The organism is Terrimonas rubra (genome assembly GCF_042686025.1).
Classification (GTDB): domain Bacteria; phylum Bacteroidota; class Bacteroidia; order Chitinophagales; family Chitinophagaceae; genus Terrimonas; species Terrimonas rubra.
This window is the reverse complement of record NZ_JBHUOZ010000001.1, coordinates 468,439-484,251: the sequence shown is the minus strand read 5'-3', so window position 1 is coordinate 484,251 and position 15,813 is coordinate 468,439. Positions and strand designations below refer to the sequence as shown.

Sequence of the window (15,813 nt, the reverse complement as noted above, 5' to 3'; positions counted from 1 at the left end):
CTTACTTAACCGGCCTGGATGGCTGCCGGCTTTGTTATTGCGGCTATATTGCCAATGGCATTTACCCAGGTAGGGTTGGTATTCATACAGGGAATAAAAGTATATGACTCACCGCCTGCTGCTATAAAACTTTCTTTACCGCCAATAGCCAGCTCTTCCAGGGTTTCCAGGCAATCGCTTACAAATGCCGGGCTCACGATCAGTAATTTTTTAATGCCTTCACCGGGCATGGCTTCCAGGCGTTTGTCGGTAAATGGTTCCAGCCAGCCCTTACCTAAACGGGACTGGAAAGAAACACTGTACTTATTGGCAGGTATCCTCAGTGCCTCTGTTAACAGCCTGGTCGTTTCATATACCTCGTACCGGTAGCAGTTCTGGTGTTGGGAAACAGGGCAGGATTCGGAACAGGGTTTACCTACACTGTTAGGAATGTTCTCCTGGTCACACTGGTGTAAATGCCTGGCCGGTATGCCATGATAGCTGAATAACAAATGATCATACTCCTGTTGTAAGTAGGGCCTCATGGCATCGGCCATTGCCTGTATATATTCAGGATGATTAAAGAACTGGGGAACCACGGTTAATGTAAACTTATACCTGGACCTGTTTTCCTCGTACTCTTTTTTTACGTATTCCACAGCAGTTTCATAACTGCTCATGGCATAATGCGGGTACAGGGGAAATAAGATTACCTCGTCAAGGTCCGGAGCCTGTTGCAATAATTTTTCAAACGCCACTTTGGGGTGCGGGTTGCCATAACGCATGGTTATTTCAATGGGCATATCATGTAGCTCCTTTAATGCTGCCTGTAATTGTTTGGTCAGCACAATCAATGGGGAGCCTTCTTTGGTCCAGATGGTCTGGTAGGCGTGCGCCGATTTTGGTGCACGGAAAGGTGTAATAATGCCTTTAACCAATAAAAAACGGGCCAGCCAGGGTTTATCGATCACCCTCGGGTCCATTAAAAATTCGTTGAGATAACGGCGAACATCTTTTACGGAAGTAGAATCGGGAGACCCCAGGTTCATTAACAAAAGGGCTTTCTTTTTTTGCATGCTGCAAAAGTAGTTGAAAGTCTTAAAGGTTTGTATGACAAAAGTTCAAAAGTTGACAGAAGAAAATCATATTCACTACTGATTGCGGACGGCTGATCAGGGATATGGGGCTCCGGTGTGCGACGCAAGGAACGATGATAGCAGCACTGTAGCCGGTAACATAAAAACATAAGGCCCAAAGCCTGATTTTGCTCATGTTTTTTTGTATCCCGTGCATGATTATCATACAATTACATAGTGTGTGACAGTATTATGACTTTTGAGAAGTATTTCGGTTTTACATTTGCGGACTTTATGCTTTCGGACCCACATATTATGTCCACGGAAATCCTGAACCGCTTTTGTATTGCCGGTATCAACTACCATGCTGCCGATACAAAAGTGCGTGGTGCTTTTTCTGTTAATAAGGATGTATTTCACCAGATCGCAGCAAAAGCAAAAGAGCAGAACTTACGCAGCGTTTTTGTCCTGTCTACCTGTAACCGCACAGAAATATATGGCTTTGCCGAATCGGTAATGCACCTGGTACGTTTGTTAACGGAGTATACCCGGGGTTCGCAGGATGAGTTCCTGGAACATGCCTACCTGAAATCGGGCAATGATGCGGTGGAACATTTATACAATGTGGCATCGGGTATTGATTCGCAGATTTTGGGCGATTATGAAATACTGGGTCAGCTGAAACTGGCGATCAGTGAATCGGAAAAAATAGGCATGATCGGCCCGATCATGAACCGTACCATCAATTTTGCCATCCAGGCCTCCAAACGCGTAAAAACGGAAACAGCTTTAAGCAGCGGTACCGTATCGGTATCGTATGCAGCTATAGAGTTGCTGAAAGATATTCCAGGTATAGCCGGGAAGAAAGTACTGGTGGTTGGCGCCGGTAAATTTGGCAGCAACGTATGTAAAAACCTGGTGAACTATATACCCGGTATACAGGTAACCATTACCAACCGCACTGCCGAAAATGCACGCCAGCTGGCCGAAACAGCCGGTATACAATATATTGATTACGACCTGCTGCCGGCTACAGTAAACAGCAGCGATGTGGTGATCGTATGTACCAATGCAACACAACCTACCATTGTAAAGGAATATTTTACAACCGGTGGGCAGAAAATGGTACTCGACCTGTCGGTACCGATGAACGTACACAGCGGGGTAAGAACCTTATCCCATGTACATGTTATTGATGTGGATGAAATATCCACCACTATTTTAGATAAAACATTCAGTAAACGCAAGGGCGAAATTCCAAAAGCCAAAGCCATCTTGCAGCAATATAAAGTTGATTTTTACAATTGGCTGAACGACTATCGTTATTCGTTGCATATAAAAAATTGGAAAGATAAATTGCAGGAACTAGCTGAACTGCATCCCGGATTTTGCGAAATGGCCACAGATAACACTTTGCTGTACGATGACAGAAAAGTGCAAAAGGCGGTAAGCCGCTTAGCTGTAAATTTGCGTACAAACCAGGAAAAAGGATGTCAGTTTATCAATGCTATAAACGACTACCTGCAAATGTCTTAACAATAATGACCCAAACAGCAATACGGATAGGAACAAGAGATAGTAAGCTCGCTTTATGGCAGGCCGAAACCGTGAGTAACTTACTACAGCAGGCCGGTTACACTACTCAATTAGTACCGGTAAAAAGTGAAGGCGATATTAACCTCACTACTCCCTTATACGAAATGGGGGTTCAGGGCATTTTTACCCGCAGCCTGGACATAGCCTTATTAAATAACCAGATAGATATAGCCGTACATTCCATGAAGGATGTGCCTACACAACTACCCGGGGGTATTGTACAGGCCGCGGTTTTATCAAGGGGTAATGAAAAAGACCTGCTTGTTTTGCATCCGGGTAAAACCAGTATTACACCGGCATTATTAGCGGAGCCAAATACAGCACTCACCATTACTATTGCTACCAGCTCTATCCGCCGTAAAGCACAATGGCAGCACCGTTATCCTCAAACCACTTTTGAAAACCTCAGGGGTAATGTACATACCCGGATGGAAAAATTAAAGAACAGCAACTGGGATGCCGCCATTTTTGCCGCTGCAGGCCTGGAACGTGTGGGCCTGCGACCAGCCAGTGCTATTGAAATTGACTGGATGTTGCCGGCCCCGGCACAAGGTGCTATTATGATAGTGGGCCGTGAAAATGACAGCCGGGTATTAGAGGCCTGCGCACCTTTAAATGATACTGTTACGGCTTTATGTACCCAATTGGAAAAAGACTTTTTACGTACCCTGATGGGAGGTTGTACTACCCCTATCAGTGCCCTGGCACAAATACAAAACGGGCAACTGCATTTTACCGGTAGTTTACTTTCGGTAGACGGATCACAGAAAATACAGGTGGAAAAACAATTACCCGTTGAACAAGCGATGCAACTGGGTGTTATAGCAGCAAATGAAATATTGCAAAATGGCGGTGAAGCCATTGTTGCGTCAATGAAATAATGGCAAATAACGAAATTAAAATATTATCTACCAGCGCCCTGCCCCAGTCTTTAGTGCAGGAAGCGGCCATGGAAAATATTTCCATTACGGCCCAGGCTTTCATTAATATTGAACCGGTAGACTCTATCGAAGTACAGCAGGAAATTGAAACGGCTTTACTACAATCGGCTTACGTAATATTCACCAGCCAGCATGCGGTAGAAATTATTGCTGCCGAACTGGATGGCCATCAACCTGACTGGCGTATTTACTGTATTGCCAACAAAACGGCTAAACTGGTTGAAAAATACTTTGGTAAAGAAAGTATTGCAGGTACGGCAGCCTATGCCGAAGACCTGGCCGATAAGATCATTGAGGATGGAGAGGCAGAAGAATTGATTTTTTTCACCGGCAACAAACACCTCCCTACCTTAATGGATAAACTGGATGAGGAAGGATTATATGTGCAGGAAATTATCGTGTACCAGAATACGCCGGCCTCTGTTACAGTAGATGGCCGTTTTCATGGTATACTGTTCTTTAGTCCTTCAGCAGCAGAAAGTTTTTTTGCGGCCAATAAAATATCCCGGGCTACTGTACTTTTTGCAACAGGGCAAACCACTGCCAATGCCTTACAGAGAATAAGCACCAATCCCGTTATTATGGCCGAACAAACGGGTAAGGAAGAAATGATACAAACAGTAATGGACTATTACAGATAATATTGAAAAAGATAAATTGTACCGCTCTCTATTTTTTACTTTTTAATTTTTACTTGATACCATGTCAGCTTTAAAGAACGATTTACTATTACGCACCCTGAATAATGAAACAGTTGAACGTCCTCCGGTATGGATGATGCGCCAGGCAGGCAGGTATTTACCCGAATACCGCGCCATTCGTGATAAATATGGTTTTTTTGAACGTTGCCAAACCCCTGAGCTGGCTTGTGAGATCACCCTGCAGCCCGTGGATATCATCGGTGTGGATGCGGCTATCTTATTCTCCGATATTCTGGTAGTCCCCCAGGCTATGGGCCTGGAAGTGCAGCTGATCGAACAGGTGGGTCCTTTATTGCCACAACCTATCAAAAACAGCAATGACCTCGGTCGTGTACAGGTGCCTGATGTAAACGAAACCCTGCAATATGTATTTGATGCCATTGCACTGATAAAAAAAGAATTAAACGGGCGTGTACCGTTGATCGGTTTTGCCGGGGCTCCCTGGACCATTCTTTGCTATATGGTACAAGGCAAAGGCAGTAAAACCTTTGATGAGGCCAAAGCCTTCTGTTACCAGCAACCTGCTGTAGCACAACAATTATTACAAATGATCACCGATACAACCATTGCTTATCTCAAAGGCCAGGTGAAAGCCGGTGCCGATACCCTGCAGTTGTTTGACAGCTGGGGCGGCTTATTAAGCAAAGGCGATTTTGCCCGCTGGTCCTTACCTTATATCAACCAGATTGTGGCAGCTTTAAAGGACGAGGTACCCGTGATTGTATTTGCCAAAGGTGCCTGGCATTCATTGGGCGAAATGGCCGCAACAGGTGCAAAAGGCCTGGGTATTGACTGGTGTATTGATGCGCCAATGGCCCGCAAATTTGCCGGTGATAATATTACCCTGCAGGGCAACTTTGATCCTGCCAAACTATTGTCGCCTGCGGCAGTCATAAAACAGGAAGTAAAAGAAATGTTACAGGCTTTTGGTAAACAAAACTATATCGCTAACCTGGGTCATGGTATATTACCGCATGTGCCGGTTGATAATGCCCGCGCATTTGTAGATACGGTGAAAGAGTTTGACTGGACAGGGATTTAATTTTTTGTTACCGGCTGTAGTAACACGGATCATCGTCCCTTGCGACGCTCCGTTTAACAACATATCGCTGATCAGCATGGTGCGAAAGAATTAGTCAATCTCATTAGTACAACTGATACACATCAGGATTCATGCCTGTAAAACAAAAGAAGTTTGCATAAAACTTTTTTATATGAACGCAACTGTAATCAATATGGAAACCGATACACTTATCAAAGAACAATGGATTAGCTTTATCCACGACCTGCAAAATAAAATTTGCCAGGCACTGGAACAGGCAGATGGCGGCGCCACTTTCCAGGAAGATAAATGGGAACGTGAAGGCGGTGGCGGTGGTAAAACCAGGGTGATAGCCAACGGAAATGTTTTTGAAAAAGGCGGAGTGAATACTTCCGTGGTTTTTGGTAAAGTAACACCGGCCATGCAGGCACAGTTAAAAACACCTGCTACCATTGGTAACGGCTCCTGGTTTGCCTGCGGTTTAAGCCTGGTCATACATCCAAAAAGTCCTTTAGTACCTACTGTACATTGTAACTACCGCATGTTTGAACTGTATCACGAGGACGGCTCTTTAGCGGACAGATGGTTTGGCGGTGGTACCGACTTAACCCCTTATTACCTGGTGGAGGAAGATGCCGTACATTTTCATAAAACCTATAAAAATATCTGCGACGATTATGGCACCGACCTCTTCGTTAATTTCAAAAAAGAATGTGATGATTACTTTGTAAACCATCATCGCAATGGCGAACGTCGTGGTATTGGCGGTATCTTTTACGATCACCAGCGTCCCGATGGAAAAAGAGATGTTGACTTTTGGGTAAATTTTGCCAAAAGCTGTGGCTATGGATTCATTGACGCTTATATTCCCATTGTTGAAAAAAACAAAAACCTGGCTTACACGCCGGAACAAAAATACTGGCAGGAGATCCGTCGCGGCCGTTACGTAGAGTTCAACCTGGTACATGACCGCGGCACCATCTTTGGCCTTAAAACCAATGGCCGCACCGAAAGCATTTTAATGAGCTTACCGGCAACCGTCCGCTTCGATTATAACTACCAGCCACAACCGGGAAGTGAAGAGGATAAATTGTTGCAGGCTTGTTTGAAACCAAAAAACTGGGTTTAATCTGTGATCTCAGATTTTTAGATCTAAGATATAAAATACCGAACTTTGAAGTGTAATCGCTAACCTATGGATAGAATAACACTTCAGGAAAGAACAAAACTGTTTCATATTGGCGTAATTCAATTATGTAACCTGCTTCCAAAAAACGCGGCAGGCTTTGAATTAGCCAAACAATTAATTAGATCAGCAGGCTCGGTGGGCGCTAACTATCGTGCTACAAAACGGGCAAAATCCAACAATGATTTTGTCAATAAGATGAAAATAATTGTAGAGGAAGCTGATGAATCTTTATATTGGTTAGAAATAATCAATGATACGAAGATGATACAAACAGATGAGTTACAGCAACTACTAAAGGAGGCTAATGAGCTTACCGCAATCTTCGTATCATCTTTAAAAACTTTGAGTCAAACTAAACAAAGATCTTAGATCACACTTCTTAGATCTTAGATTAAAACAATTGTATGTTCCTTCAACGTCGCAACCGCATTCTCCGTCAATCCCCGGCCATTCGCAACATGGTAGCTGAAACCGTATTAACCCCGGCTAATTTAATTGCGCCGCTGTTTATTGACGAAGGCGAAAATGTGAAATACGAGATACCCTCCTTGAAAGGCTATTACCGCATGAGTATTGATAACACTTTGCAGGAGGTACAGGAGCTCTGGAGCCTGGGCGTGCAATGTGTACTGTTATTTGTAAAGGCAAAAGATGAAACAAAAGATAATACAGGCCAGGAAGCATGGAATGAGCATGGTTTAATGCAGCGGGCCATTAAAGCTATAAAAGCGGCTATACCTGAAATGGTGGTAATGACTGATGTGGCTTTAGACCCTTATTCCATTTACGGTCATGACGGTATTGTAAAGGATGGCGAAATTGTAAACGATGAAACGGTAGAAGCCCTGGTGAAAATGAGTGTGAGCCATGCCGCTGCCGGCGCCGATTTTGTAGCACCCAGCGATATGATGGATGGCCGTATTGGCGCTATCAGGAAAGCATTGGAGCAAAACAACTATACCAAAGTAGGTATCATGAGCTATAGTGCAAAATACGCCTCCTGTTTCTATGGTCCTTTTCGTGATGCACTGGACAGCGCTCCCGGCTTTGGCGATAAAAAGACCTACCAGATGAACTATGCCAACCGTATTGAGGCCATTAAAGAAACACAGATGGATATTGAAGAAGGGGCGGATATAGTGATGGTAAAACCTGCCATGGTCTACCTGGATATTATACGGGAAATAAAAAATACCGTTACAGTGCCGGTGAGCGCCTATCATGTGAGCGGTGAATATGCCATGATAAAAGCAGCTGCCGCTAATGGCTGGTTAGATGAGGATAAAGCAGTGCTGGAATGTCTGACCTCCATCAAACGTGCGGGAGCTGATTTAATAGCAACTTATTATGCGAAGCATGCGGCGAAGTTGTTAAAGTGAATGGTCGATAGTGAATCGTCAATAGTGAATAGTCAATAACGTTTGTTATTTGAAAGAGCGTTTTGGTAGGTTTATAATAATATTGAAAGTAGCTATTTTCGTGTTTTAAGAACACCTAAATTAACTACCTATGTTTTTAACATTAAAACACCAAAATCTTGAAGTATATAAAGCTTCAAGATTCTTTCTTAACACATGTTATCGCATTTCAGGTTTTTTACCAAACGACGAAAAATTTGCTATGACTTCACAAATCAGGCGAGCAGCTTTGTCAGTGCATTTGAATATTGCGGAGGGTGCTTCAAGAAAATCTGAAAACGAAAGAAAAAGATTTTATGAAATAGCCAGAGGCTCATTAATTGAAGTTGATACAGCACTTGAAGTAGCTGTTGATTTAGAATATTTAAAAAATGTAGATTTGACAGATTTAGAAACCTCAATAATCAATTGCTTCAAATTACTAAGCGGCTTAATTAATTATCGGAAATCATAAATTGACTATTCACTATTCACTATTCACAAAAATGACCCCTGCAACAACCATAGCGCTAAGCAAAACAAAACTGATAAGGAATACCCTGTTTACACTTTTATTCTTTATTGCAGGATTATTGTTTATTATCAAGCCATTCTGGTTTATCAGGAGTGACGATTCTTTGATAATTGTTATTATTGGTTACATTCTTCTTGTTTTGGCAGGCCTGGGATTACTGGTTTACCTTATAAAACTATCCGATAAAAAGCCGGCGCTCATTATTGATGAAGAAGGCATAACAGATAATTCCAGTGGTGTTGCCGCCGGTAAAATACTATGGTCCGATATAAAAAAGATAAGTGTTGAGTGGGTTTCCGGCCAGCAGTTGATTATGGTAGAAGTAAAAAATCCGCAACTATATATCAAAGCCCAGAAAAACCCGTTAAAAAAGAGTATGATGACGCTTAACTACAGCTTATATAAAACACCTATTCATATAACTACCATAGGCATGAATGTGAAATTTGAGGATTTGTATAAAGCGGTGGAAAACGGATTTCAAAATTATAAGCGTTAGTTTGCAACCCATCAATAAAGTTTTAATAGTATGAACACGAGCAACAGCATTGCCTTATTTGAAAGAGCGAATAAAAGTATTCCCGGTGGCGTTAACTCGCCGGTAAGGGCTTTTAAAAGTGTGGGCGGCACACCGTTATTTATTACACACGCCAAAGGCGCCTACCTGTATGATGCCGATGGTAACCAATATATAGACTATATCAATAGCTGGGGGCCTATGATCTTGGGCCATGCGTATGAACCGGTGGTAAAAGCCATACAGGAAAAAGCGGCTTTATCTACCTCCTTTGGGGCACCCACTGAACTGGAAATTGAAATGGCCGAACTGATCAAAAGCATGGCGCCAAATGTCGATCTTATCCGTATGGTAAACAGCGGCACCGAAGCCTGTATGAGCGCTATCCGGCTGGCCCGTGGATATACCGGGCGTAACAAGTTTATAAAATTCGAAGGCTGTTACCATGGCCATGCCGATAGCTTTTTGGTAAAAGCCGGTAGCGGGGTAGCCACTTTTAACATACAAACTGTCCCGGGTGTTACCAGCGGGGTGAGTCACGATACACTAACCTGTGCGTTTAACGATATACAGGCGGTGGAGACACTGGTTCAACAAAATCCTGGTGAAATAGCGGCCATTATTATTGAACCCGTTGCCGGTAATATGGGCTGTATTCCCCCGCAGCCGGGCTTTTTGCAGGCTTTGCGCAGCCTTTGCGATAAAGAAGGTATCGTTTTGATATTTGATGAAGTGATGACCGGCTTCCGCCTGGCTTCGGGAGGTGCACAACAATACCTGGGTGTTGATGCCGACCTGGTAACTTATGGAAAAATTATTGGGGCCGGCATGCCCGTAGGTGCATTTGGCGGAAAAAAAGAGATCATGGAGCATATCGCTCCGTTAGGCAACGTTTACCAGGCAGGTACATTAAGTGGTAATCCCCTGGCCATGATAGCCGGTTATACCTTATTGCAGGAGCTGAAACAATCTCCGGCTATTTACGAAAGCATTGAAAAAAAATCGGCCTACCTGCACCAGGGACTGGAAAAGGTGTTAAAGGCTTCCGGCATTCCCTATATCATCAACCGCGTGGGAAGTATGATCAGTGTACATTTCAGTGAAAAACCGGTCAACAACTTTGCGGATGCGGCAGCGGCTAATAATACCTTATTCAATAAATACTTCCATTACATGTTATCGCAGGGTATTTACCTGCCGCCATCGGCTTTTGAAACATGGTTTATCAGTAATGCAGTTAGTGATGCGGACCTGGATAAAACCATTGCTGCGACGGAGAGCTTTTTAAAACAGGCAGTATAAACGGCAAGCTTGTTTGTGCCCGCAGATAACGCGGATTGGTTACGCAGATTTTCACTGATTAAAACATTATCTGCGAAAATCTGCGTTGTTTTTCCTCTGCGAAGATCTGCGGGACAAATCAAAACATTCCTATTCCTTAGTCGATCGTGAAGCAACCCGTTCTGCCAGTTTCCTGGCCCGGGGAATAATCAGGAAGGCGGCAATATAGGCCACCGGCATCATCACCGTCCAGGCTTTTAAAAACTTGAAAAACCAATCTTCTCCAAAACCATAATTACGGATAAGTCCTACAAAAGCCATGATAAAACTCATGGGCACCACTATAAAAAGGGTATTGATATACTTAAAATACTTGGGGTTCATGTATGCACTTACTTTTTTTAAATCTGTACCCTGTAACAATTAAGCGGCCGGAAAGTTGGGTGGATACAGTTTCGTAAGCCTGTTTATTTTATCACCGGTGCGCAAGCCGTCGGCTCAGTATATCATTAATAATGCCGGGTAGCTGTTCTTCCAGGTCGGCAATGCCGGCATAAATAACCTGGTAATCACTGATGCCGGCTACCGTTGTAGAATGGCTCGCCTGTTGATGCCGTAAATAAATAAGGGGTTTATTTTTCGCTTTTGCATAACCGGCTTCAACACCAATGCCAATACCTTTAACCGAGGTTTCTGCAATTAAAAAATCGCAATGGTCAATTTCCTCCAGGGCAGTCGCCATCATATACTTTTCCTGCTCTGGGGTAAACTTATATTTATCAACAAAAACTAACGGGGTAATTTTAAAACGCTCCAGGCAATTATTAATAACAGTTATTACCTGGGACAGGCTGCTTCTTTTGTCAAAACTTACACTGATATAGGCCTTCATACATAGCTGTTTGCTTTACCAATATACACTTTAATGGGTAACCGGGTATTGCGTTTGTATTAGCAAATAACAATAACCTGTTATAACAACAGGCTATTGTTTAACAAGTTAAAAAAACAATCAAAAAATGCAGGTAATACTATGCCATGGAATTTTGAAGTTGAACCTTCTTGTCGGCTTTGCCCTGTAATTTATGCAACAGGTATTCCACGGTCTTATTATCTTTTTCCGTAGCCTTCTCCATATTGGCCGGAAAAATGGAAATACCATGGTACACATTATATTGCAAACGCAACTGGTGACCTTTATATTTAAAATCCCAGTTAGCGCCGTCAAAATCGTCCTGTTTCTGATGGAACTTAATACTTAAATTTTTGTGTAACAGATGAGCGGCTTGCTGAAAAGCAAGCAAACTGCCGGATTCATGTAGTACGGCTTCGGTGCATCCAAGATCGTAACGTAGGGTGAAATTCATAAAAAAACATTTTAGATGGGGTTAATGGCTTACAATATGTATAGAGTGAAAAAACGGTGCCAAAGCTGCACGATAACAATTAATTAACCTCTGAAACGGGCTTTGCGGGCTTTTTTGGATTCCTTGGCATTCAGGTCGCCGGCGGCTAATCTTTCGGCGCCAATATTACGGCCGTCAGTAGGGCAGCCCTTCCCCTTATTGCGAAAAAGGGAACAGCCTGATAACAATACCAGGCAACAGACAAGGGGTAATATGAAGAAAGCAGATTTTTTCACGGGTACTTGTGCTAAAAGCTTAACGAAGCTACTAAGAATAAATTGTACCTGCAAGTACCCGGGGCTAAAATGGGCTAAAACAACGCTTATTTGAACCAACCGGCATATTTAATGTAATTATCAGCTATGCGGTTGATCTCGCCGTGGATCAGTTCCTGCGAAATATCCTTTACTTTTTTGGCAGGCACACCGGCGTAAATACTGCCGGCCTCACAAACGGTGTTCTCAAGCACCACCGCCCCGGCAGCAATAATGGTATTGCTGTGCACCACTACATTATCCATTACAATGGCGCCCATGCCTATCAATACATTATCATGTACAGTACAACCGTGCACAATGGCATTATGACCAATGGATACATTATTGCCAATGGTAGTACCATACTTCTGGTAGGTACAGTGGATACAAGCGCCATCCTGTACATTTACCTTATTGCCCAGCTTAATAAAATTAACATCACCACGTACTACGGTATTAAACCAGAATGAACATTGGTCACCCGCCACCACATCGCCTACAATGGTAGCATTGGGAGCTATAAAATTATCGGCGCCAAACTGGGGACTCTTATCATTAACAGGCAAAATAACGGGCATACAGCATTTATTTAAACCTGCAAGATAACACAAAGCGGCGGCTTCATTAGCACATCAGCACATTATCAAATTGGTTGCCTTATTTATATTTCCTTCCTTTGCAAAAACAGGAATAGTGAACCAGCGACAGTTATTTTTACAACATGTAGGACAAACATCCCCAGAACCCCTGGCATTGGAAATTACCAAAGCCGAAGGTGCTTTACTTTTTAATGCCGATGGTAAAGAATACATCGACCTTATCGGGGGCATCAGCGTGGCGAATGTTGGGCACCGCCACCCGAAAGTATTGGCGGCCATACAACAACAGCTGGATGCCTATATGCATATTATGGTCTATGGCGAACTGGTGCAAACGCCCCAGGTACAATATGCAAAACTGCTCACCCAATACCTGCCTGCCAGCCTCAATAACGTTTATTTTACCAATTCAGGTGCCGAAGCCATTGAAGGAGCCATGAAGCTGAGTAAGCGCTATACAGGAAGGCCAAAAATTATAGCCTGCAATTTTTCCTATCATGGCTCTACACAGGGAGCTTTAAGTTTACTGGGCGATGAATACTGGCGCAGTGCCTACAGGCCTTTGCTGCCGGGTATTACCCATGTTAACTACAATACACAGGAAGCTATTGATGCTGTTGATACACAAACGGCCTGCATTATAATAGAAACCATACAGGCAGAAGGTGGCGTAAAACCGCCAAAGGCCGAATGGTTACAAGCCCTGCGAAAAAAATGTACCGAAACAGGAACCTTATTGGTATTAGATGAAGTGCAGGCCGGTTTTGGGCGTACCGGTAAATTATGGGGCTTCGAAAATTTTGATATTGTTCCCGATATACTGGTGCTGGGTAAGGCCCTGGGTGGCGGCATGCCATTGGGCGCTTTTGTGGCCGATAAAACTATTATGGATAGCTTCACCCTTAACCCCGTATTAGGTCATATTACAACTTTTGGTGGCCACCCGGTTTGTTGTGCGGCGGGTATGGCCGCTATGCAGGCCTTACTGGAAGAAAACTTAATAGCGCAGGTCCACGAAAAGGCACAGCTCTTTATTTCTTTATTACAACATCCCGGTATAGTAGCGGTACACCAGTACGGTTTGTGGCTGGCTGTTGAGTTTGATAGTTTTACCACCAACAAAAAAATAATTGATGCCTGTATTGAGCAGGGTGTGTTCTCTGACTGGTTTCTATTTGCTGCCAATTGTCTACGTATATCACCACCCCTGGTTATTACCCGGGAGCAAATTAAAAAAGCCTGTGCGGTCATCCTGGAGGCTATTGATAAATAAAAAGGTATAATGGGGTGTCCCCGTTTTTTTCCTGCTGACAATCGGTACGGCTCGCAACTCGCCTTTAACATGCATACGGAAAAAACGGGGCCGGGCTGTCCGCTGTATCTTTTGCCCTGCGCTGCAGGCTATCCTTCGCAAAAGGATGCCGCTTCCATCCCTCACCCGGTCCGTTTATCCGCTGCAGCCATATACCGGCAAAAAATTATGCACGAAAGCTAAAACTCTACCAACTGTTTTGTAATTTACCAGCATATGAAACAACTGGAAGCATCTTACGATGTGGTAATTATTGGTGCAGGTGTGGGCGGCTTAACGGCTGCTGCCCTGTTAAGTAAGGCCGGTCTTTCAGTTTGTGTATTGGAGAAAGAGCCGCATGCCGGCGGTTACCTGGCCGGCTTCCGGCGTAAGGATTTTATTTTTGATACGGCCATTCACTGGTTAAACCAATATGGTCCCACGGGCATTGTTACCAAACTCTTTGATGCTATTGGTACCGACCATCCCACTGCGGTTACCCAGCAATGCATCAGGCGGTATAAGGGCAGGGATTTCAATTATCTGCTCACCAATGATCCCGATCAGTTACGCGACACCCTCATACAGGACTTTCCCCATGATCGCAAAGGGATCATGAAATTTTTTGCCAAAGCAAAAAGGGTGGGCTGGTCGCTTACCCGGCTCAACAGTATTTTTAAAGCCGATGATGTATTGACCTTTAAACAAAAACTATTAAGCAAGATCCAGTTACTGCGTATTATTTTCCCTTTTATCCCCTTGGTAGGTTACAGTGGTGAAAAGGGTGTAAAACGAGGATTAAAACATTACTTCAAAGACGAGCGGCTGCATAAAATGTTCGCCTCCGAAACCGAGATCATTGGTTGTATGGTACCCATTGGCTGGTCCTATGCCCACGACTTTCAAAGTCCGCCCAGGGGTGGCGGCCAGGTAATACCTGAATGGTTGCAATATGTAGTTAACCATTACAATAACCAGGTATTTACCCATTGTGCTGTAAAACAGGTATTGATTGAAGACCAAACGGTAAAAGGAGTAGCTTTTAACCATCGAGGTAAGGACCATATAGTGCATAGCAAATATGTTATTGCCGCCTGCGATATTGAAACTTTATACGAACACATGCTGCCGGTTCATGCCGTATCACAAAAGCTGAAAAACAAATTAAAGAACGCCCAGCTGTATAGTTCCTCCGTAACGATATCCATTGCTTTGGATTGTACGGCGGAATCCCTGGGTTTTGGGGAGGAACTGGTGCATCTGGTAGATGAAAGTATTCCCTTTAATGAACATCATAATGGTAATCCCCATACGTCGGAGATCAGTATACTGGCGCCCTCTGTGCGGGATAAATCCATGGCCCCGCAAGGTTGTGGTACCCTTACCTTATTCATGCCGGCCTATATGAATTATCAAAATGACTGGCTTACCACCCGTGATGAAAACGGGAATATTATCCGCGGTGAGGCTTACAAACAATTAAAACAGGAGATAGCAAAAATTATCATTGAACGGATAGATAAACACCTGACTCCGGGCCTTTGCGAACATATTTTATTTTACGATGTGGCCACGCCGGTTACTCATTGGCGTTATACGGGCAATAAAAACGGCACCATGATGGGGGCCAAACCCGGCAAGCAAAACATGCAGAACAATATTGCGCATTACCAGACCCCGGTTAAAAACCTGTTGCTGGGCGGTCATTGGGCTGAGCTGGGCGGTGGTGTACCTATTGCGGTAAAAGCCGGGTTTAATGCGGCCTTGCTGGTAATGAAAAAAGAAAACCAGGCAGCCTTCAGCAACCTGTGTAAGTATATAGACGGTAAAATATGTATTACCCGTTTGCAGCAGCAACCCTGTTTTAAACCTTATAATAATTCCTGGGTACAAAAACCTACCCCGGCAGAAAAAAAGCAACAGGCGGCAACTGTTATTCCTTCCGGGGTTTAAACAAAAGTTATTTTAAAGTAATGTTGCGGGTTAATTGGGGTATGCCTGCCAAA

The 15,813-nt window shown here is 43.7% G+C and carries 18 protein-coding genes; 12 read left to right on the top strand and 6 right to left on the bottom strand.

What is annotated here, in order from left to right; genetic code table 11:
* Positions 1-5: 5 nt before the first annotated feature.
* Positions 6-1,055, bottom strand: coding sequence for a ferrochelatase (gene hemH / locus ACFS6H_RS02000; RefSeq protein WP_386094635.1), 1,050 nt, complete (start codon positions 1,053-1,055; stop codon positions 6-8).
* Positions 1,056-1,370: 315 nt separating this feature from the next.
* Here hemH and hemA point away from each other — a divergent pair, with 315 nt between their 5' ends.
* The 10 genes from hemA to hemL all read left to right on the top strand — a co-directional run bounded on the left by hemA (position 1,371) and on the right by hemL (position 10,275).
* Entirely contained in the window at positions 1,371-2,591 is a 1,221-nt protein-coding gene (hemA, locus tag ACFS6H_RS01995) for a glutamyl-tRNA reductase (RefSeq protein WP_386094632.1), read from the top strand.
* Positions 2,592-2,596: 5 nt separating this feature from the next.
* The gene (gene hemC, locus ACFS6H_RS01990; RefSeq protein ID WP_386094629.1) at positions 2,597-3,532 is read left to right on the top strand and encodes a hydroxymethylbilane synthase; all 936 of its coding nucleotides are present in this window, start codon (positions 2,597-2,599) and stop codon (positions 3,530-3,532) included.
* Positions 3,532-4,233, top strand: coding sequence for a uroporphyrinogen-III synthase (locus ACFS6H_RS01985; protein ID WP_386094626.1), 702 nt, complete (start codon positions 3,532-3,534; stop codon positions 4,231-4,233). The genes hemC and ACFS6H_RS01985 overlap by 1 nt, the downstream gene beginning before the upstream one ends.
* A 61-nt stretch (positions 4,234-4,294) precedes the next feature.
* Positions 4,295-5,335 carry a uroporphyrinogen decarboxylase gene (hemE, locus tag ACFS6H_RS01980; RefSeq protein WP_386094623.1) on the top strand — a complete coding sequence of 347 codons (1,041 nt, stop codon included), beginning with the start codon at positions 4,295-4,297 and terminating at the stop codon, positions 5,333-5,335.
* A gap of 172 nt (positions 5,336-5,507) precedes the next feature.
* Positions 5,508-6,464 carry an oxygen-dependent coproporphyrinogen oxidase gene (hemF, locus tag ACFS6H_RS01975; protein ID WP_386094620.1) on the top strand — a complete coding sequence of 319 codons (957 nt, stop codon included), beginning with the start codon at positions 5,508-5,510 and terminating at the stop codon, positions 6,462-6,464.
* A gap of 66 nt (positions 6,465-6,530) precedes the next feature.
* A complete protein-coding gene (locus ACFS6H_RS01970) occupies positions 6,531-6,893 on the top strand; it encodes a four helix bundle protein (protein ID WP_386094617.1) in 363 nt (120 codons plus the stop codon).
* A 35-nt stretch (positions 6,894-6,928) separates the two neighbouring features.
* A complete protein-coding gene (gene hemB / locus ACFS6H_RS01965; RefSeq protein WP_386094614.1) occupies positions 6,929-7,903 on the top strand; it encodes a porphobilinogen synthase in 975 nt (324 codons plus the stop codon).
* A 130-nt stretch (positions 7,904-8,033) separates the two neighbouring features.
* Positions 8,034-8,396 (top strand): four helix bundle protein, encoded by a 363-nt coding sequence (locus ACFS6H_RS01960; protein WP_386094612.1) that lies wholly within the window; start codon positions 8,034-8,036, stop codon positions 8,394-8,396.
* Between the two features lie 31 nt (positions 8,397-8,427).
* Positions 8,428-8,955, top strand: a complete 528-nt coding sequence (locus tag ACFS6H_RS01955) for an STM3941 family protein (protein ID WP_386094609.1) — start codon at positions 8,428-8,430, stop codon at positions 8,953-8,955.
* 30 nt (positions 8,956-8,985) lie between these two features.
* Positions 8,986-10,275, top strand: coding sequence for a glutamate-1-semialdehyde 2,1-aminomutase (gene hemL, locus ACFS6H_RS01950; protein WP_386094606.1), 1,290 nt, complete (start codon positions 8,986-8,988; stop codon positions 10,273-10,275).
* Positions 10,276-10,404: 129 nt separating this feature from the next.
* Here hemL and ACFS6H_RS01945 read toward each other — a convergent pair whose 3' ends face one another.
* From ACFS6H_RS01945 to ACFS6H_RS01925, 5 genes are all read right to left on the bottom strand, one after another.
* On the bottom strand, positions 10,405-10,638 hold the full coding sequence (locus ACFS6H_RS01945; protein ID WP_386094603.1) for a DUF2798 domain-containing protein: 234 nt from the start codon (positions 10,636-10,638) through the stop codon (positions 10,405-10,407).
* Between the two features lie 91 nt (positions 10,639-10,729).
* On the bottom strand, positions 10,730-11,146 hold the full coding sequence (locus tag ACFS6H_RS01940; RefSeq protein ID WP_386094600.1) for a hypothetical protein: 417 nt from the start codon (positions 11,144-11,146) through the stop codon (positions 10,730-10,732).
* Positions 11,147-11,285: 139 nt separating this feature from the next.
* Positions 11,286-11,621 carry a DUF3630 family protein gene (locus ACFS6H_RS01935; protein ID WP_386094597.1) on the bottom strand — a complete coding sequence of 112 codons (336 nt, stop codon included), beginning with the start codon at positions 11,619-11,621 and terminating at the stop codon, positions 11,286-11,288.
* Between the two features lie 83 nt (positions 11,622-11,704).
* Positions 11,705-11,896: a hypothetical protein gene (locus ACFS6H_RS01930; protein ID WP_386094594.1), complete on the bottom strand. Its 192-nt coding sequence runs from the start codon at positions 11,894-11,896 to the stop codon at positions 11,705-11,707.
* Between the two features lie 86 nt (positions 11,897-11,982).
* Positions 11,983-12,495 (bottom strand): gamma carbonic anhydrase family protein, encoded by a 513-nt coding sequence (locus ACFS6H_RS01925; RefSeq protein WP_386094591.1) that lies wholly within the window; start codon positions 12,493-12,495, stop codon positions 11,983-11,985.
* A 115-nt stretch (positions 12,496-12,610) separates the two neighbouring features.
* Between ACFS6H_RS01925 and ACFS6H_RS01920 the strand changes: the two genes are divergently transcribed.
* Positions 12,611-13,789 carry an aspartate aminotransferase family protein gene (locus ACFS6H_RS01920; protein WP_386094589.1) on the top strand — a complete coding sequence of 393 codons (1,179 nt, stop codon included), beginning with the start codon at positions 12,611-12,613 and terminating at the stop codon, positions 13,787-13,789.
* Between the two features lie 255 nt (positions 13,790-14,044).
* Positions 14,045-15,760 (top strand): phytoene desaturase family protein, encoded by a 1,716-nt coding sequence (locus ACFS6H_RS01915; protein WP_386094586.1) that lies wholly within the window; start codon positions 14,045-14,047, stop codon positions 15,758-15,760.
* Positions 15,761-15,813 lie beyond the last annotated feature (53 nt).